This window comes from uncultured Albimonas sp. (genome assembly GCF_963977235.1).
Classification (GTDB): Bacteria; Pseudomonadota; Alphaproteobacteria; order Rhodobacterales; family Rhodobacteraceae; genus Albimonas.
The window spans coordinates 47,861-63,909 of the sequence record NZ_CAXBOD010000004.1; the positions used below are offsets into that span (position 1 = coordinate 47,861).

13 protein-coding genes are annotated in these 16,049 nt (G+C 70.8%); 7 read left to right on the forward strand and 6 right to left on the reverse strand.

All coding sequences use genetic code 11. From position 1 onward, the window contains the following. Positions 1-70: 70 nt before the first annotated feature. On the reverse strand, positions 71-1,141 hold the full coding sequence (locus tag AAC134_RS04925) for an ABC transporter ATP-binding protein (protein ID WP_339947946.1): 1,071 nt from the start codon (positions 1,139-1,141) through the stop codon (positions 71-73). A 114-nt stretch (positions 1,142-1,255) separates the two neighbouring features. After that, on the reverse strand, positions 1,256-2,152 hold the full coding sequence (locus AAC134_RS04930; protein WP_339947947.1) for a LysR family transcriptional regulator: 897 nt from the start codon (positions 2,150-2,152) through the stop codon (positions 1,256-1,258). Positions 2,153-2,253: 101 nt separating this feature from the next. Between AAC134_RS04930 and AAC134_RS04935 the strand changes: the two genes are divergently transcribed. Continuing rightward, a complete protein-coding gene (locus AAC134_RS04935) occupies positions 2,254-3,189 on the forward strand; it encodes an N-carbamoyl-D-amino-acid hydrolase (protein WP_339947948.1) in 936 nt (311 codons plus the stop codon). Between the two features lie 106 nt (positions 3,190-3,295). Here the strand turns inward: AAC134_RS04935 and AAC134_RS04940 are convergent, their stop codons facing one another. The 4 genes from AAC134_RS04940 to AAC134_RS04955 all read right to left on the reverse strand — a co-directional run bounded on the left by AAC134_RS04940 (position 3,296) and on the right by AAC134_RS04955 (position 8,536). Next, complete coding sequence (locus AAC134_RS04940) at positions 3,296-4,354, reverse strand: ATP-binding cassette domain-containing protein (protein ID WP_339947949.1); 1,059 nt, start codon at positions 4,352-4,354, stop codon at positions 3,296-3,298. 13 nt (positions 4,355-4,367) lie between these two features. Continuing rightward, positions 4,368-5,423 carry an ABC transporter permease subunit gene (locus tag AAC134_RS04945; RefSeq protein WP_339947950.1) on the reverse strand — a complete coding sequence of 352 codons (1,056 nt, stop codon included), beginning with the start codon at positions 5,421-5,423 and terminating at the stop codon, positions 4,368-4,370. Between the two features lie 223 nt (positions 5,424-5,646). Next, on the reverse strand, positions 5,647-6,627 hold the full coding sequence (locus AAC134_RS04950) for a glycine betaine ABC transporter substrate-binding protein (RefSeq protein WP_339947951.1): 981 nt from the start codon (positions 6,625-6,627) through the stop codon (positions 5,647-5,649). 319 nt (positions 6,628-6,946) lie between these two features. Beyond that, on the reverse strand, positions 6,947-8,536 hold the full coding sequence (locus AAC134_RS04955) for a GMC family oxidoreductase (RefSeq protein WP_339947952.1): 1,590 nt from the start codon (positions 8,534-8,536) through the stop codon (positions 6,947-6,949). Between the two features lie 434 nt (positions 8,537-8,970). Between AAC134_RS04955 and dctP the strand changes: the two genes are divergently transcribed. From dctP to AAC134_RS04985, 6 genes are all read left to right on the forward strand, one after another. Further along, complete coding sequence (gene dctP / locus AAC134_RS04960; RefSeq protein WP_339947953.1) at positions 8,971-10,020, forward strand: TRAP transporter substrate-binding protein DctP; 1,050 nt, start codon at positions 8,971-8,973, stop codon at positions 10,018-10,020. A 173-nt stretch (positions 10,021-10,193) separates the two neighbouring features. Continuing rightward, positions 10,194-10,928, forward strand: coding sequence for a TRAP transporter small permease (locus AAC134_RS04965; protein WP_339947954.1), 735 nt, complete (start codon positions 10,194-10,196; stop codon positions 10,926-10,928). Positions 10,929-10,981: 53 nt separating this feature from the next. Next, entirely contained in the window at positions 10,982-12,334 is a 1,353-nt protein-coding gene (locus AAC134_RS04970; protein WP_339948015.1) for a TRAP transporter large permease, read from the forward strand. A 101-nt stretch (positions 12,335-12,435) separates the two neighbouring features. Then, positions 12,436-13,659, forward strand: coding sequence for an MFS transporter (locus AAC134_RS04975; RefSeq protein ID WP_339947955.1), 1,224 nt, complete (start codon positions 12,436-12,438; stop codon positions 13,657-13,659). Positions 13,660-13,912: 253 nt separating this feature from the next. Then, positions 13,913-15,244: a 3-hydroxyacyl-CoA dehydrogenase NAD-binding domain-containing protein gene (locus tag AAC134_RS04980; RefSeq protein ID WP_339947956.1), complete on the forward strand. Its 1,332-nt coding sequence runs from the start codon at positions 13,913-13,915 to the stop codon at positions 15,242-15,244. After that, positions 15,244-16,020, forward strand: coding sequence for an enoyl-CoA hydratase-related protein (locus AAC134_RS04985; protein ID WP_339947957.1), 777 nt, complete (start codon positions 15,244-15,246; stop codon positions 16,018-16,020). The genes AAC134_RS04980 and AAC134_RS04985 overlap by 1 nt, the downstream gene beginning before the upstream one ends. Positions 16,021-16,049: the final 29 nt, after the last annotated feature.

The window sequence follows — 16,049 nt, forward strand, 5'->3', positions numbered from 1 at the left end:
GGCCCGGACGGGCGCGCCCCGGAGTTGCGTTGGCGCGCGGCGGGCGCGCCCGGGAGTTGCGCGGCGGCGCTCAGGGCGCCTGCAGGAACACGCAGGCGTCGCGGTCCCAGCGCAGCGTCACGGGCAGGCCCGCGTCGGGGTGGATCGCGGCCTTCCAGGTGGGGCGGGAGACGAGCAGCGGGCCCAGGCGCTCGGTCTCCACGATCAGCTGGGCGCGCTCGCCGAGGTAGGAGACCTGGGCGATGCGGCCGGCCACGCCCTCGCCGCCCGCAGGCCCCAGCGCGATGCGCTCGGGGCGCAGCGCCACGCGGGCGGCGGCGCCGACGGGGGGCGGGGCGGAGGAGGCGATCTCGATCGGGACGCCGCCCATGTCGCAGGCGGCGCCGCCGGGGACGTGGCCCGCGACCGTCACCTCGAGGAAGTTCGACTTGCCCAGGAAGTTCGCCACGAAGTCGGTGCGCGGCGCGTCATAGAGGGCTTCGGGCGCCCCCTCCTGCTGGATCCGGCCGCCCTCGAGGATGACGATCCTGTCGGACATCGACAGGGCCTCTTCCTGGTCGTGGGTGACGTAGATGAAGGTCACGCCCAGCTTCTCGTGCAGGGCCTTGAGCTCCCACTGCAGGTCGGCGCGCAGCTTCTTGTCGAGCGCCGAGAGCGGCTCGTCGAGCAGCAGCACCGGCGGGTTGAAGCTGAGCGCGCGGGCCAGCGCCACGCGCTGCTGCTGGCCGCCGGACAACTGCTGGGGCATGCGGTCGGCGAAGGCGCCCATCTGCACGAGGTCGAGGCATTCGGCCACCCGCGCGGCGATCTCGGATTTCGGCCGGCCGCGGACCTTGAGGGGGAAGCCGACGTTCTGGCCCACGGTCATGGTGGGAAACAGCGCGTAGCCCTGGAAGACCATGCCGAAGCCGCGCTTCTCGGGCGGCAGCGAGGTGATGTCGGTCCCGCGCAGCGCCACCTTGCCTGCGGTCAGCTGGGTGAAGCCCGCGACCGCGGTCAGCAGCGTGGTCTTGCCCGAGCCGGAGGGGCCCAGAAGGGTCAGGAACTCCCCCTCCGCCACGTCGAGGTCGACGCGGTCCAGCGCATGGGTCTCGCCATAGCGTTTCACCGCGTCGCGAATGGAGAGGATCACGTCGGTCATGGGGCTCCGGGTCCGGCAGGTCGGGCGAGGCGTGCGACGCCTCCGACATGTCCAGACGACCACGGTCGCCCATCATTGGGAAATCAAAAGATCGCCGAGTTCTATAGTTGCAGGTTATATCCTGGGCGCCGCGCCGACGAACTCGGAGAAGTGGCGCTGGAACAGCAGCGCCAGGTTCGGCGTGGGGAACAGGGTGGAGGTCAGGGCGTAGATCTTGAGCGGCACCTCGGGCGTGGCGGGGCGGGCGACGACGCCGGGCGGCAGGCCGCCGATCAGGGCGAAATCGTCGACCAGCGCCGCCCCCAGCCCGCCCTTGACCAGGTCGAGCGCGGTGGAGGTGTGGCGCACCTCGCAGAAATGCCGCCGCTCGAGCCCCTCGGCCGAGAACACCGCGTCGACGGCCCGGCCCAGCGGCGTCTCGACCGCGTAGGAGATGTGGGGGACGTGGTTGAGGTCGGTGATGCGCACCCGCTCCGAGAGCGCCAGCTCATGCCCCTCGGGCAGCACGCAGACCAGCCGGCCGTCGGCCAGCGGATGGGTCGAGAGCGCCGACTGCCGCGGCCGGGTGATCGAGAGGCCCAGGTCGGCCTCGCCCGCGATCAGGCGGGCCGCGATCTCGTCGACCGTGCCCACCTCGAAGGAGATGCGGACCTTGGAGCGGCCCTTGAGGAAGGCGCTGAGCGCGCGGGGCACGATGCCGTGGCCGAGCGAGGGCGTGGCGATGATCGAGAGGCGGCCCGCGACGCCGCCCTTGAGCTCCTCGACCATGCCGGCGATGCGCTTCTGCTGGCGGAACAGGTGGCGGGCCTCGTCGGCGAGGTGCAGCGCCTCGCGCGTGGGGGTCAGGCGGCCGCGCTCGCGCAGGAACAGGGGGAAGCCGATCAGGTCCTCGGTGTGGCGGATCATGTTCGAGACGGCGGGCTGGCTGACGCCCAGCGCGTCGGCGGCCCGCGCGGTGGTGCCCATCTCGATCACGGCGCAGAGGACTTCGAGGTTGCGGGCCTTGAGCATGGGTTAATAACCCTGAATTATAGACGGGGGCGCATTCGTGATTTCAGGCTAATGTCGCGGAGGGCTATCCGTAAAGCGAGGAAGCGAAAGGATTGCCTGGAATGAGCCGCAAGGAAGTCTTCGCCGTCGCCCAGATGGGCCCGGTGCACCTGGCCGACAGCAAGCAGGCGACCGTCGCCCGGCTGATCGAGATGCTGCGCGAGGCGCACGCCCGCGGCGCCCGCTGGGTGACCTTTCCGGAACTGGCGCTGACCACCTTCTTCCCGCGCTACGTCTACGATGACCCCGCCGACTACGACCGCTTCTACGAGGAGGGGCTGCCCTCGCCGGCCATGGTCCCGCTGTTCGAGGTCGCGAAGGACCTGGGCGTCGGCTTCTACCTCGGCTATGCCGAGAAGGTGGTCGAGGGGGGCGAGACGCGCCGCTTCAACACCTCGGTGCTGGTGGGCCCGGACGGGGCGATCCTGGGGAAATATCGAAAGATCCACCTGCCGGGCACGAAGGATCCGATCGGGGATCCGGAGTTCGAGCACCTTGAGAAGCGGTATTTCGAGGTGGGGAACCTCGGGTTTCCCAGCTTCGCCACCCCCTCGGGCCGGTTCGGGATGTGCATCTGCAACGACCGCCGCTGGCCGGAGACGTTCCGCACCATGGCGCTGCGGGGGGCGGAGGTGTTCATGCTGGGCTACAACACCCCTACCCGCAACATTCACCACCCCGAGCCCGCCCACCTGCGCGAGTTCCACAACCGCCTGTCGCTGGAATCGGCCGCCTACCAGAACGGCGCCTGGGTGATGGCGGCGGCGAAATGCGGGTCCGAGGACGGGTTCGCGATGATCGGCGGCAGCGCCATCGTGGCGCCCACGGGCGAGACGGCGGCGAAGTGCATGTCCGAGGACGACGAGGTGATCACGGTCGACTGCGACCTGGATCTGGGCGCCTACATCCGCCGCTCGGTCTTCGACTTCGCCCGCCACCGGCGGCCCGAGCACTACGGGCCGATCACCGCGCAGGTGGGGGTGGAGATCCCCGAGTGAGCCAGCCTCCGGCGTCCGCCCCGACCTCGGCCCCGGGGCGCGCGCCTGTCGCCTGCGGCGGCGACGGACGGGGAGGGGCCGCTCGTCTCCGCGTCTTTCCCTGCGCTCAGGCGGCGCCGGCGCGCAGGCCGTCCTCGCTGGCGGCGGTGGGGACCAGGGCGCGGACCAGGTCCTGCATGTGCAGGACGCCGGTCTGCTCGCCGTCCCGCATCACCCGGTAGTTCAGGCCCGTGTCGCCGCCCGAGAGGGCGATCACCGATTCCAGCGTGGCGTTCTCGGCGATGTCGCCGGCCGAGACCTGCGGCGGGGCCGTCGTGCGCTCCATCACCGAGCGGACGCGCAGGACCCGGGCGCGGTTGATGTCGGAGATGAAGTCGATGATGTAGGGGTCGTTGGGGTGCAGCAGGATCTCCTGCGGCTCGCCCTGCTGGACCACGCGGCCGTCCTTGAGGATCACCAGATGGTCGGCGAGCTTCAGGGCCTCGTCGAGGTCGTGGGTGATGAAGACCACGGTCTTGTGCAGCTCTGTCTGAAGCTCCAGCAGCAGGTCCTGCATGTCGGTGCGGATCAGCGGGTCGAGCGCCGAGAACGCCTCGTCCATCAGCATGATGTCGCTGTCGGAGGCGAGCGCGCGCGCGATCCCCACGCGCTGCTGCATGCCGCCCGAAAGCTGGGCGGGATAGGCGTTCTCGTAGCCCGCGAGGCCCACCCGCTCGAGCCAGCGCTGGCCCTCGCGGCGGGCGATCTCGGCGCTCTCGCCGCGGATCCGGCGGGAGGCGCCGGCGTTCTCGAGCACCGTGCGGTGGGGGAACAGGGCGAACTTCTGGAACACCATCGACATGCGGGTCTTGCGCATCTCGAGCAGGGCCTTGGGGCCCAGCTTCATCACGTCCTCGCCGTCGACCAGGATCTCGCCCGCCGTGGGCTCGATCAGGCGGTTGAGGTGGCGGATCAGGGTGGACTTGCCCGAGCCCGAGAGGCCCATGATCACCGTGATCCGGCCGGGCTGCATGTCGACGTTGATGTCCTGCAGGCCGAGCACATGGCCCTGCGTCTCCAGCAGCTCGGTCTTGCCCATGCCGCGCTTGACGGCGCCCAGCGCCCGCTCGGGGTCGCCGCCGAAGATCTTGTAGAGGCCGCGGATCGAAACCTTGGGTTGGGTCATGGTCGCGGCCTCCTCAGCGCTCGGACTTGTCGATGCGCTCGAGCGCGGCCTTGGTGGACCGGTCGAGGACGATGGCCAGCAGCACGATGCACAGGCCCGAGACGAGGCCCACCCCCAGCTCGAGGTTGCGGATGCCGCGCAGCACCAGCACGCCGAGCCCCGGCGCCGAGACCAGCGAGGCGATGACCACCATCGCGAGGCTCATCATGATGGTCTGGTTCACGCCGGCCATGATGTTGGGCAGCGCCAGCGGGATCTGCACGCCCCACAGCTTCTGGCGCGAGGTCATGCCGAAGGCGTCGGCGGCCTCGATCACGTCCTTGTCCACCAGGCGGATGCCGAGGTTGGTCAGCCGGATCACCGGCACGATGGCGTAGAGGATGATGGCGATGCCGTAGAGCTTCGATTCCGTCACCGAGAACAGGAAGATCAGCGGGATCAGGTAGACGAAGGTCGGCAGGGTCTGGAGCATGTCCAGCACCGGGATCAGCCCGCCCTGCAGCCGGTCGTTGCGCGCCATGGCGATGCCGATGGGCACGCCCAGCAGCACGCAGAAGATCGTGCACACGAAGATGATCGAAAGGGTCTGCACCGCGTAGTCGTAGTGGTCGATGAAGGCCATGCCGAGGAAGCTGACCGCCACCAGCGCCAGCACCTTCCACGACCGCGTCGCCCACCAGGCCAGCGCGATCAGCAGCGGGATCAGCACGAACCACGGCAGCCACATGAACAGCTCGAGCGCGTTGTCGAGCAGGAAGCTCAGCGGCTGGGTGATCGGATCGAGGACCACCTTCAGCGGGTCCTTGATGTCGAGGAACAGCTGCTCGGCGCCCGAGGTGAAGTCGCGCGCCCGCGGGACGGCGTCGCAGGCGCGGTGCAGCTCGTCGAGCGAGGGGAAGGGGACGGTCCCCAGGCCCGCGTCGGCGGTCTCGCCGCCGCCGCCGCCTCCGGCCTGCTCGGCCTTCCTGCGGGCCAGCAGCTGCGCCATGCTCAGCGGCGCCTCCTGCTTGTCGGCGTCGCACCACTCGCGCAGCCCCAGGCCGTCGAACGCGCCCGTGTAAAATGCCATGCCGCCCCTCGTGTCCGCTTGCGCGCGTGCGCCCCGGCCGCGCGCTGGCTCCGACGCCTGCGCGATGTCGTTCCGATGATGCCCTCGCGCGCGCGAGCGCGCGAGGGCCTTGTCTTGCCGTGTCGCGGCCGCGCGCAAGCGCGCGAGAGCCTTGCCGTGGCGCGCAAAGGCCCGCCCCCGCCCGGTCAGGCGGAGGCGGGCCCCTTGCGCGCGCGGTCGCGGATCAGAAGAAGCCGCCCAGGGTGGCCTTCACGTCCTCCTCGGGGATCCAGCTCATCCACAGGTCCTTCTCGGTGGTCAGGAAGTGGACGGCGGCCTCCTCGGCGGTGGCCTCGTTCTCGTCCATCCAGGCCAGCAGGCCGTTCATCTGGTCGTTGGTGAACGAGAGCTTCGACATGAAGGCGGCGGCCTGGGGCTGCTCCTCGGCGAAGGTGGTGGTGACGATCGTCTTCACCGGGCCGACGGGGTATTCCGACAGGCCCTGGCCGCGGGTCGGACACTCGGGATCGGTGTCGCACATGTGGATCTCTTCGTTGTACTCGCCCAGCGAGATCTTGTGCATCGGGTACTTGCCCAGGATCGCGGTCGGACCCCAGTAGTAGCCGAACCACGGCTCCTCGTTCTGGAAGGCCGAGGCGATCGAGGCGGCCAGCGTCTCGCCCGAGCCGTGCTGGAAGATCTCGATCCCGGCCTCCTCGAGCCCCGCGGCCTCGCCCTTGGAGGCGTTGGCCCGCTGGCAGCCCCAGCCCTCGGGGCACTGGTGGAAGCGGTTGCCGACCAGTTCGGGGTTGGCGAGGATGCCCTCCAGCGTCGCCGCCTCGGGGTGCGCGTCGACCACGTACTGGGGGATCCACCAGCCCTCGATGCCGCCGTCCGAGAGGACGTCGGTCAGGGTCTCGATCTTGCCGGCCTCCTGCATCGCGCCGTAGGTGGGGGCGCCGTTGATCCACAGTTCGGTGACGATGTCGGGCTTGCCGGTCTCGGCCACCGAGGCGAGCGCGGGGACGGTCGAGGAGGCGACCATCTTCACGTCGCAGCCATAGCCCTGTTCGAGCACGAATTCGGCGACCGCGGTGACGACCTGGGAGGATTTCCAGTTCATCTCGGTCATCACCACCTCGCCGCACTGGGCGGCGGCGGCGGTGGGCAGGGCGAGGACGGGCAGTGCGGCTGCGCCGATGGCGGCGGCCATGAACTTGTTCATCGAAGGCGTCTCCCTGAGGCTTCCCGGGCGGCTCGGCTTTCTGGCGCCTCCCGAAGGGTCGGGCGGCGCACGTCGTTGACGTCGAAGGAGATTAGGTTTCATTCATCCGCGGATTTCAACCCCGCAGGCGCGTTTCCGACGCGCGCCCGTCGCAAACCAACGTTTTCGGCGGGGGCCCCGCCCGAAGGCACGCCGGTTCGCCAAGGGGGGCTGACGGTTTCCGCGCGCAGGCTATCCCGCGGGCCGGCCGCGCCCCCCGCAGGGCGGCGCCGGGCCGGCCCCGGGAGGGGGGCGGGAGGGGGGGCGGGAGGTCTGGCGCTCAGGCGGCGGCGCGCGGCGTGGATTTCAGGCGCTCGGCCAGCCACTCGCCGATCATCACGCAGGTCATGTGGGTGTTGGCCCGGCAGTCCATCGGCATCACCGAGGCGTCGGCGACCCGCAGCCCCGGCACGCCCTTCACGCCCAGGTCCGGGTTCACCACCCCCTGGGGATCGCGGAAGGCGCTCATCCGGCAGGTTCCGGCCGCGTGCTGGATGTCGCCGACATGGGCCAGGATCAGGGCGTCGAGCTCGGCGTCGGGGAGGTCGGCCGCGGTCTCGAGGTCGACGCCGGACTCGGCCACCTCGATCCGCTCGGCGATGCCGCGCAGGGCCGGCTGGCGGGCCATCTCGCGCACCCGGCGCAGCCCGTCGCGCATCCGCAGCAGGTCGCGGGGGTCGGAGAGCATGTTCTCCTCGATCCGGGGATCGTCCTCGGGGCGGGCGGAGGTCAGGCTCACTTCCCCGCGGGAGAAGGCGTCGAACAGGCCGATCCCCACCGCGCCGAGCGCGTTGGGCGCGTCCAGACCCTCGATGTTGCGATGGTTGAAGCCGATCAGGATCATGTCGCGCGCGCCGCCCTCGCCCAGCCCGGAGGAGTAGGTGACGCAGCAGTTGGTGTGCCGGAAGTCGCGGTGGGCGGTGGCGTGGGCGGGGTCGAGGTGCACGGCGACGCGCAGCATCGGGTGGTCCATGAAGTTGCGGCCCACGTCGGGCATCTCGCGCGCGACGGCGATGCCGTGGGCGCGCAGCTGCATCGAGGGGCCGAGGCCCGAGCGCATCAGGATCGCGGGCGAGTGGACCGCGCCCGCGCAGAGCACGATCTCGCGGCCGTGGAAGCGGCGCGCCTGGCCGTCCACGCGGGCGAGGACGCCCGTGGCGCGGCCGTCCTCGAGCAGCACCCGGTCGACCAGCGCGCCGCCCAGGATGGTCAGGTTGGGCCGCGCGCGGGCCGGCTCGAGATAGGCGTCGTTGGTGGTCACCCGCTCGAGGTTGCGGCTGTTGATCGGGTAGCAGGAGACGCCCTCGCCGTCGGGCGCGTTGAGGTCGGGGTTCCAGGGGTGGCCGCAGGCGAGCGCGGCGTCGCGCAGGGCTTTGTCGAGCGGGCCCCAGCTGTCCTGCGGGGCGCGGTAGATCGGCAGCGGGCCGCCCTGGCCATGGTGGTTGGCGTGGGCCATCTCGGGGTCGTGCTCCATCCGCGCGAACAGCGGCAGGACGTCCTGGGCGCTCCAGCCCTCGCAGCCGGCGGCGGCCCAGGCGTCGAAGGCCGCGCCCACGCCCCAGATGGCGATCTGGGCGTTGACCAGCGAGCTGCCGCCCAGGCCCCGGCCGCGCCAGTAGTGGCGGGGCTGCTGGACGGCGGTGCGGCGGCTCCAGACGCCGGGCCACTGCCATTCGGCCTGGTGGCCGGGCTGCATCATGAAGGGGAAGATGTTGGCCGAGCGGGCGGCCCGGGGCGCCTGCGCCGCGCGCCAGTCGGCGCCGGCCTCGAGCAGCAGCACGCGGGTCTCGGGATCCTCGGAGAGGCGCCCGGCCAGCGCCGCCCCCGCCGAGCCCGCCCCCACCACGATGACGTCATGGATCTCGCTCATCGCCACATGCTCCTTGCCGCGCCCTCAGGCGCGCATCCTGGCCGCGGCCGGCGGCGCGGGGCCAGAGGCCAAGAGGGCGCAGGCGGGGACGGCCCGGGGGAGTCGGTCGCGGAGGCCGGGCGGCGGGACCGGAGCGGGAGGGGGGCCGGAGGGGGAGGAGGGCCGGAGGGGGAGGAGGGCCGGAGGGGAAGGGGGCGCGAAACTGCGGGCCGCGGACAGGGGCTTGGCCGGCGCCGGGCGCGCCCCGGACACGTCCCGGACAGGCGGCGGGCCGACGGCGGGCCGGCGGCGGGCCCCGGGACTGAATGGCGGCTGACGACGGTTGACTTGGCGGGCGCCGCCTGTCTCTCCTGACACGTGGACAGGGCGCATCGCCGCCCTTCAGCGCATCCAAGGCGCCGCAAGAGCGCCCAAACACGACACAGGGAGGTGTCATGACCAACCGCCGCATCCTGCGGAAGGGCGCGCAAGGCGTGCTCGCCGCCGCCGTCCTCGGCCTCGTCGCGCCCTCGGTCGCCTCGGCGGCCAACGTCGAGGGGCCCAGCGTGTTCTGGAAGTTCTCCTTCTGGGGCAATCCGCGGGCCTTCACCTCGGGCATCGAGCACCTGGCCAAGCGGCTCGACGAGGAGACCGACGGCAACTTCCAGCTGCGCGTGTTCTTCGGCGAGCAGATCTCGAAGGCCAAGGAGAACCTCGACGGCCTGAAGGCCGGCGCCTTCGAGGGCGCGGCCTTCTGCAACTTCTACCATCCGGGCAAGAACCCCGCCCTGATGGTGATGACCATGCCGTTCCTGCCGATCCCGGACTTCGACACCGCCTGGGACGTGCGCACGGGCCTTTACGAGGACCCGATCCTGGCCGACGAGATGGCGGCCTGGAACGCGATGTACTACGTCACCACCAACCTGCCGCAGTACGAGTTCATGGGCGTGGGCGACGCGCCGACCAAGCCCGAGGACTTCAACGGTCTGCGCGTGCGGGCCGGCGGCGGCGTGGGCGTGGCGATGGAGAAGATGGGCGCCACCCGCCAGTCGATGCCCGCCACCGAGGTCTACACCGCCCTGCAGCGCGGCACGATCGACGCGGAGTCGCTGCCCTACACCTACGCTCACGCCTCCTACAAGATCCACGAGGTGGCCGACTGGTTCACCTCGAACATGAGCCCGGGGACCTCGGATTGTCCGGTGGTGTTCTCGCAGACCGCCTATGACGCCCTGCCCGACCAGTACAAGCAGCTGCTCGAGGATCTCAAGCCCGAGGTGAAGCAGGTCTACAAGGAGGCCTACGAGGCCGCCGACGCCAAGAACCTGCCGATGTTCCGCGAGGCGATGGAGGAGGTGGTCTACACCGACGAGCAGCTCGCCGCCTTCCGCGAGGCCGCCGGCAAGCCCGTCTGGGACGAGTGGGTGGCCGAGAACAAGGACAAGTTCGACGCCCAGGCGGTGCTCGACAAGACCCTGTCGCTGGCCGGCGGCGGCAGCTGATCGCCTGAGCCGATCCGATCGGGCGGCGGCGCGCATCCGTCGCCGCCCGACGCCGGCCTGCCGGGCCGGCCCTATTTCCAACATCGCCGGATCGACCGCCCCCGGCGTCGCGTGTTGAGCGGCGCCCGCGGGGGCGGCGTCGCCTCCGGCAAGCAGGCGAGGGGGGTGCCGCGATGGCGGGCCTAGGAACGGCCGGGACCCATCCCGGCGGACCGAGCGAGGGGGGCGGCGCGCTGGGCGCGGTCTCGGGGCTGCTGGGGCGGCTCGAGAACGGGCTGAACGTCGTGGCGGCGGTGACGATCTTCGTGCTGATGATCGGCACCACGATCTCGATCGCGAGCCGCATCTCGGGCTTCCCGATCCTGGGATACCTCGACATCTCCGAGCAGGCGATCGCGATCTTCGCCTTCTTCGGCGCCGCCTACGCCCAGCGCCTGGGCTCCCACATCCGCATGGAGCTGATCATCGGCAAGCTGCCGGGCCGCCTGCGCTGGGCGGTCGAGGCGCTGGCCACCTTCGCGGGCCTGTGCCTGGTGGTGGTGCTGATCCGCTATTCCTGGGAATTCTTCCTCAACGCCTACCAGATCGGCGATTCCACCGTGGACATCGAGTTCCCGACCTGGCCCGCCAAGCTGCTGGTGCCGCTGGCCTTCGCCGTCTGGGCCGCGCGCCTGGCCGTCGAGACCGCGGGCTATGTGCGCCTGACCATCTGGCCCGACGCCGAGCCCGTCGCCGTGCCCCTGCAGCTGACGCCCGCCGAGGAGGCCGAGCGCGAGATCCGCGAGGCCGGCATCCAGCAGGAGAACGACGCGCAGGACCAGCGCGCCGGCCGCGCGCAGGATCCGGGCCAGAGCCAGAGCGAGGGCCAGAGCGCCGCGAAGGGACGTGACGGGGAGGGCCGGGCATGAACATCCAGGCGCTGATCGACGGCCGGCCGGAGGCGATCTTCGGCATCGGCTACATGAACCCGACCGAGGTCGGCATCCTGTGCATGGGCCTGCTGCTGGTGCTGGTGCTGCTGGGCGTGCGGGTGGTCTTCGCCGCCGGCATCGTCGGGCTGGTGGGGCTGGTCGAGCTGATCGGCTGGAACGGCGCGGCCTCGGCCGTGGGGCAGATCCCGTTCTCGAAGTCGGTCAGCTTCGTGCTCGGGCTGCTGCCGATGTTCATCCTGATCGGGTTCCTGGCCTTCCACGCCGGCATGACGCGGCAGCTGTTCGCCGCGGCGCGGGCCTGGATCGGCTGGGTGCCGGGGGGGCTGGCGGTCGCCTCGGTGTTCGCGGCCGCAGGGTTTGCGGCGGTGTCGGGCGCCTCGGTCGCCACGGCGGCGGTGTTCTCGCGCGTGGCGATCCCCGAGATGCTGGCCGCGGGCTACAACAAGCGGCTCGCCGCGGGGGTGGTGGCCGCGGCCGGCACGCTCGCCTCGCTGATCCCGCCCTCGACGATCCTGGTGATCTACGCGGTCATCGTCGAGGAATCGGTGGGCGCGCTGCTGCTGGCGGGCTTCCTGCCCGGCATCTTCTCGGCGGTGGTCTACGCGGGCATCATCATCGTCTGGTCGATCATGAACCCCGACGCCGGGCCGCCCGTGCGCGGCGTGAGCTGGGGGGAGCGGTTCCGCTCCCTGCCCGGGCTGTTCCCGATCTTCGCGGTGGTGGTGATCATCGTCTCGGCCGTCTACGGCGGCTGGGCGACGCCCACCGAGGCCGGCGCGCTGGGCGCCTTCGTGGTGCTGGTGGTGGCGTGGATCAACGGCTTGCGCTGGCCCTCGCTGAAGGCCGCGCTGATGGAGACCTCGAAGCTGGTCGTGATGATCTTCTCGCTGATCTGGGGCGTGCTGATCTTCGGGCGGTTCCTGGGCTTCTCGGGCCTGCCCGAGACCTTCGCGACCTGGATCCTGAGCTTCGACACCGACCCCTACCTGATCCTGTGCGGGATCCTGATGGGCTATGTGGTGCTGGGCATGTTCATGGACGCCATCGGGCTGCTGCTGCTGACGCTGCCGGTGGTCTATCCGGCGGTGATGGCGCTGAACGGAGGGCCCGACGTGACGGCCGCCGACAGCGCCTTCGGGATGAACGGGGCGCAGGCCTCGGTCTGGTTCGGGATCATCGTGGTGAAGATGGCCGAGGTCTGCCTGATCACCCCGCCCATCGGGCTGAACTGCTTCGTGGTCAACGGCGTGCGGCCCGACATTCCGCTCTCGGACGTGTTCAAGGGCATCACGCTGTTCTTCATCGCCGACGCGCTGACCATCGTGCTGCTGATCATGTTCCCGCAGATCATCACCTGGCTGCCGGGCCTGATGTACAACTGATGGAGCGTCCGCAGATGCAGGCCGGCCCCGCCGCAGGGCGGCGGGGCGCGGGGCCGGCCGGGGAGCCCCCGGCCGGCCCTTCCGAGTTCGAGGGGCGGGAGATGGCGGGCGCCGGCCTCGCCGTCATTGCGCTGTGCTTCGGGATGAACATGCTCGCCCGCGGCCTGGGCGAGAGCTTCGCGGTGTTCCTGCTGCCGGTGACCGAGGATCTGGGCTGGAGCCGCAGCGCCTTCTCGTCGATCTACGCGGTCTACATGATCGCGCAGGGGCTGGCGGCGCCGCTGGCGGGCGCGCTGTTTGATCGTCACGGCGCGCGGGCGGTGTGGATTCCTGCGCTGATGCTGTTCGGGGCGGGGCTGCTGGTCGCCTCGGTGATGACGCAGTGGTGGATGGCGGTGATCGGGCCGGGCGTGATGGTGGGCTTTGGCGTCGCGGGCACCGGCATGGCGGTCGGCGCCGGCCTGATCGCGCGCTGGTTCCGGGGCGAGCTGACCATGGCCATGGCCGGCGCCTATGCGGGGCTGTCGGTGGGGATGATCACCGTCGCCCCGCTCGCCGCCGCGATCATCGAGGCCGAGGGCTGGCGGTTCGCCTACCGGCTGATGGGCGGGACCCTGCTGGTGGCGGGGCCGGTGCTGCTGGTCGCGCTGCCGTGGGCGCGGATCGGGGCGGGGCGCTGGCCCTCGGCCCCGCGCTCGCGCTCGTTGTTCCCGCCGCGGCGGATCCTGCTGGAAAAGGAGTTCCTGGGCCTGTTCGTCGCGCTGATGATGACGGCGGTGTGCACCTGGTCGGTGCTGCTGCAGCTGGTCGCCTACCTGACCGAGCTCGGCTATTCGCCGCTGTCGGCGGCCACCGCCTACGGGGTGGTGGGGGGCCTCTCGATCGTGGGGATCCTGGCGACGGGCTGGCTGGCCGACCGCTTCGGGCGGCGGCCGGTGCTGACCGCCAGCTTCACGATGAGCGCGCTGGGGGTGGCCGTGCTGTGGGCCCTGCAGCTTGCGCCGGGGTTCGCGCTGCTGGTGGGGTTCGTGGCGATCTTCGGGTGCAACATGGGCTCGCGCGGGCCGGTGGTCACGGCGCTGGTGGCGCGGCTCTATCCGCAGAACGTGGGCGCGGTGTTCGGGATGATCACCATCGGGCTCGGGATCGGCTCGGCCGTGGGGGGCTTCGCCTCGGGGCTGCTGCACGACCTGACGGGCGGCTACGGGGCGAGCTTCGTGCTGGCCATGGTCTCGGCCGGGCTGGGGCTGGCGCCGTTCTGGCTGGTGCGCTCGATCGCCACCGGGCGGCGCGACGAGGATCGCGCGGCGGAAGACGGAGCCTGATCCCCGCTTACTGACCGGACGACAGGCTTGACCGATCCGGCCGGCTCGGCCTAGCGTCCTGACGCCTGTCAGCCGGAGCCGCCGGCGGCGACGAGGATCGCCGGACCGCGACGGGCCAAGGGGAGGAGACCGACCGCCATCCATGCCGGAGGGCGGGAGAGCCGTGCGCCTGCGGCGCCCCCCGCACCCTGTATTCCGCCTCGCGCGCCGCCGTCCCCGGCCCCCGCGCGAGGCCCCCGATGGAGCCCTGCCCATGACCGTCGAATCCCTCACCGCGCCCGATCCCGACAAGGCCGCGCTGTCCGCCTACATCGCCGAGGCCGGCCGCAAGACCTGGAAGATCGACGGCCTGCCCGCGGGCCTGCCCCTGCGCGAGGTCCGCAAGGTCGGCGTCATCGGCGCGGGCACCATGGGGGGCGGCATCGCGATGAACTTCGCCTCGGCCGGGATGCCGGTGACGATCCTCGAGACCAAGCAGGAGGCGCTCGACCGCGGCCTGAAGGTGGTGCGCACCAACTACCAGCGCAGCGCCGACCGCGGCCGCTTCCCCCAGGAGGAGGTCGAGGAGCGGATGGGCCGCCTGACCGGCACGCTGGAGATGGCCGACTTCGCCGACTGCGACCTGATCATCGAGGCGGTGTTCGAGGATCTGGAACTGAAGAAGAAGATCTTCGCCAGCCTCGACACGGTGGCGAAATCGGGCGCGATCCTGGGGACCAACACCTCGGGCCTGGATATCGACGCCATCGCGGCCCAGACCTCGCGCCCCGCGGACGTGATCGGGCTGCACTTCTTCTCGCCCGCCAACGTGATGAAACTGCTCGAGATCGTGCGCGCGGACGAGACCGCCGACGACGTGGTCGCGACCTGCATGGAGATCTCCCGGCAGATCGGCAAGGTCGCCTCGCTGGTGGGCGTGTGCCCGGGGTTCGTGGGCAACCGGATCCTGCGCGCGCGCCAGCTGCAGGCCAACAAGCTGGTCTACCAGGGCGTGATGCCCTGGGACGTGGACGCGGCGCTGAACGAGTTCGGCTTCAAGATGGGGCCCTACCAGATGTCGGACCTCGCGGGGCTCGACATCGGCTGGAGCAAGGGCGCCGCGACCGCCAACCCGATCCGCGACGCGCTGTGCGAGATGGACCGCCGCGGCCAGAAGACCGGCGCGGGCTATTACGATTATGACGAGAGCCGCAAGGGCTCGCCCTCGGAGGTCACCGCGAAGGTGATCCGGGATGTGACGGGGGTCGAGCCCTCCTCGATGTCGCGCGACGAGATCATCGAGACCTGCATCTTCCCGATGATCAACCAGGGGGTCCGCATCCTCGAGGACTGCAAGACCCAGCGGCCCAGCGACATCGATGTGATCTGGCTCAACGGCTATGGCTGGCCGTCGGACAAGGGCGGGCCGATGTGGTTCGGCGACATGGTGGGCGCGAAGGCCGTGCTCGCGCGGATGGAGAAGCTGGGCGCGGACGATCCCGAGTTCGCCCCCGCGGAGACGCTGAAGAAACTCGCCGCCGAGGGGGGCCGCTTCGTGGACCTCGACCTGGGCGGGCTCAAAGTCGGCAAGGAGAAGCGCGCCTGATGACCTACGAATTCTGCAAGACCGAGCGGCAGGGCAATATCCTGGTGGTGACCCTGAACCGCCCCGAGGTCTACAACGCCATGCACGGCCCCATGCATGACGAGCTGGCCAAGGTCTGGGACGACTTCCAGGCCGACCCCGAGCTGTGGGTCGCGGTGCTGACCGGCGCCGGCGAGAAGGCGTTCTCGGCGGGCAACGACCTCAAGGCCACCGCCTCGGGCGCGCCGCTGAGCCAGAACCCCGCGGGGTTTGCCGGGCTCGCCACACGCTATGACCGCACCAAGCCGATCGTGGCGGCGGTGAACGGGTTCGCCATGGGCGGCGGCTTCGAGACGGCGCTCGCCTGCGACGTGATCATCGCGGCGGATACCGCCACCTTCGCCCTGCCCGAGGTCAAGGTCGGCCTCTTTGCCGGCGCGGGCGGCGTGCAGCGCCTGTCGCGCCAGATCGGCCGCAAGCTCGCCGTCGAGATGATGCTGACCGGGCGCCACGTCTCGGCCGAGGAGGGCGCGCGGCTCGGCTTCGTCAACCAGGTGGTGCCGAAGGCCGATCTGATGGACGCGGCCATGGCCAAGGCCAAGGAGATCGCCTCGGTCTCGCCGTCCTCGGTCCGCGCGACCATGGAGGTGCTGGTGGCGATGGACGAGATCGAGCGGTTCAAGGAGGCCATGGCCGCCTCCAAGCCGGTGATGAACTCGCTCAAGGACACCGAGGATTTCGTCGAGGGCGTGAAGGCCTTCGTCGAGAAGCGCGCCCCGCAGTGGAAGAACCGCTGAGGCGAACCCGCTGAGGCGGAGAAGGAGAC

Excerpts from the sequence above, each read along its gene's own strand:
- AAC134_RS04930 (WP_339947947.1), bottom strand. The coding sequence starts at position 2,152 with ATGCTCAAGGCCCGCAACCTCGAAGTCCTCTGCGCCGTGATCGAGATG.
- AAC134_RS04950 (WP_339947951.1), bottom strand. The coding sequence starts at position 6,627 with ATGAACAAGTTCATGGCCGCCGCCATCGGCGCAGCCGCACTGCCCGTC.
- AAC134_RS04955 (WP_339947952.1), bottom strand. The coding sequence starts at position 8,536 with ATGAGCGAGATCCATGACGTCATCGTGGTGGGGGCGGGCTCGGCGGGG.
- AAC134_RS04935 (WP_339947948.1), top strand. The coding sequence starts at position 2,254 with ATGAGCCGCAAGGAAGTCTTCGCCGTCGCCCAGATGGGCCCGGTGCAC.
- AAC134_RS04925 (WP_339947946.1), bottom strand. The coding sequence starts at position 1,141 with ATGACCGACGTGATCCTCTCCATTCGCGACGCGGTGAAACGCTATGGC.
- AAC134_RS04975 (WP_339947955.1), top strand. The coding sequence starts at position 12,436 with ATGGCGGGCGCCGGCCTCGCCGTCATTGCGCTGTGCTTCGGGATGAAC.
- AAC134_RS04985 (WP_339947957.1), top strand. The coding sequence starts at position 15,244 with ATGACCTACGAATTCTGCAAGACCGAGCGGCAGGGCAATATCCTGGTG.
- AAC134_RS04940 (WP_339947949.1), bottom strand. The coding sequence starts at position 4,354 with ATGACCCAACCCAAGGTTTCGATCCGCGGCCTCTACAAGATCTTCGGC.
- dctP (WP_339947953.1), top strand. The coding sequence starts at position 8,971 with ATGACCAACCGCCGCATCCTGCGGAAGGGCGCGCAAGGCGTGCTCGCC.
- AAC134_RS04980 (WP_339947956.1), top strand. The coding sequence starts at position 13,913 with ATGACCGTCGAATCCCTCACCGCGCCCGATCCCGACAAGGCCGCGCTG.
- AAC134_RS04970 (WP_339948015.1), top strand. The coding sequence starts at position 10,982 with ATGAACCCGACCGAGGTCGGCATCCTGTGCATGGGCCTGCTGCTGGTG.
- AAC134_RS04945 (WP_339947950.1), bottom strand. The coding sequence starts at position 5,423 with ATGGCATTTTACACGGGCGCGTTCGACGGCCTGGGGCTGCGCGAGTGG.
- AAC134_RS04965 (WP_339947954.1), top strand. The coding sequence starts at position 10,194 with ATGGCGGGCCTAGGAACGGCCGGGACCCATCCCGGCGGACCGAGCGAG.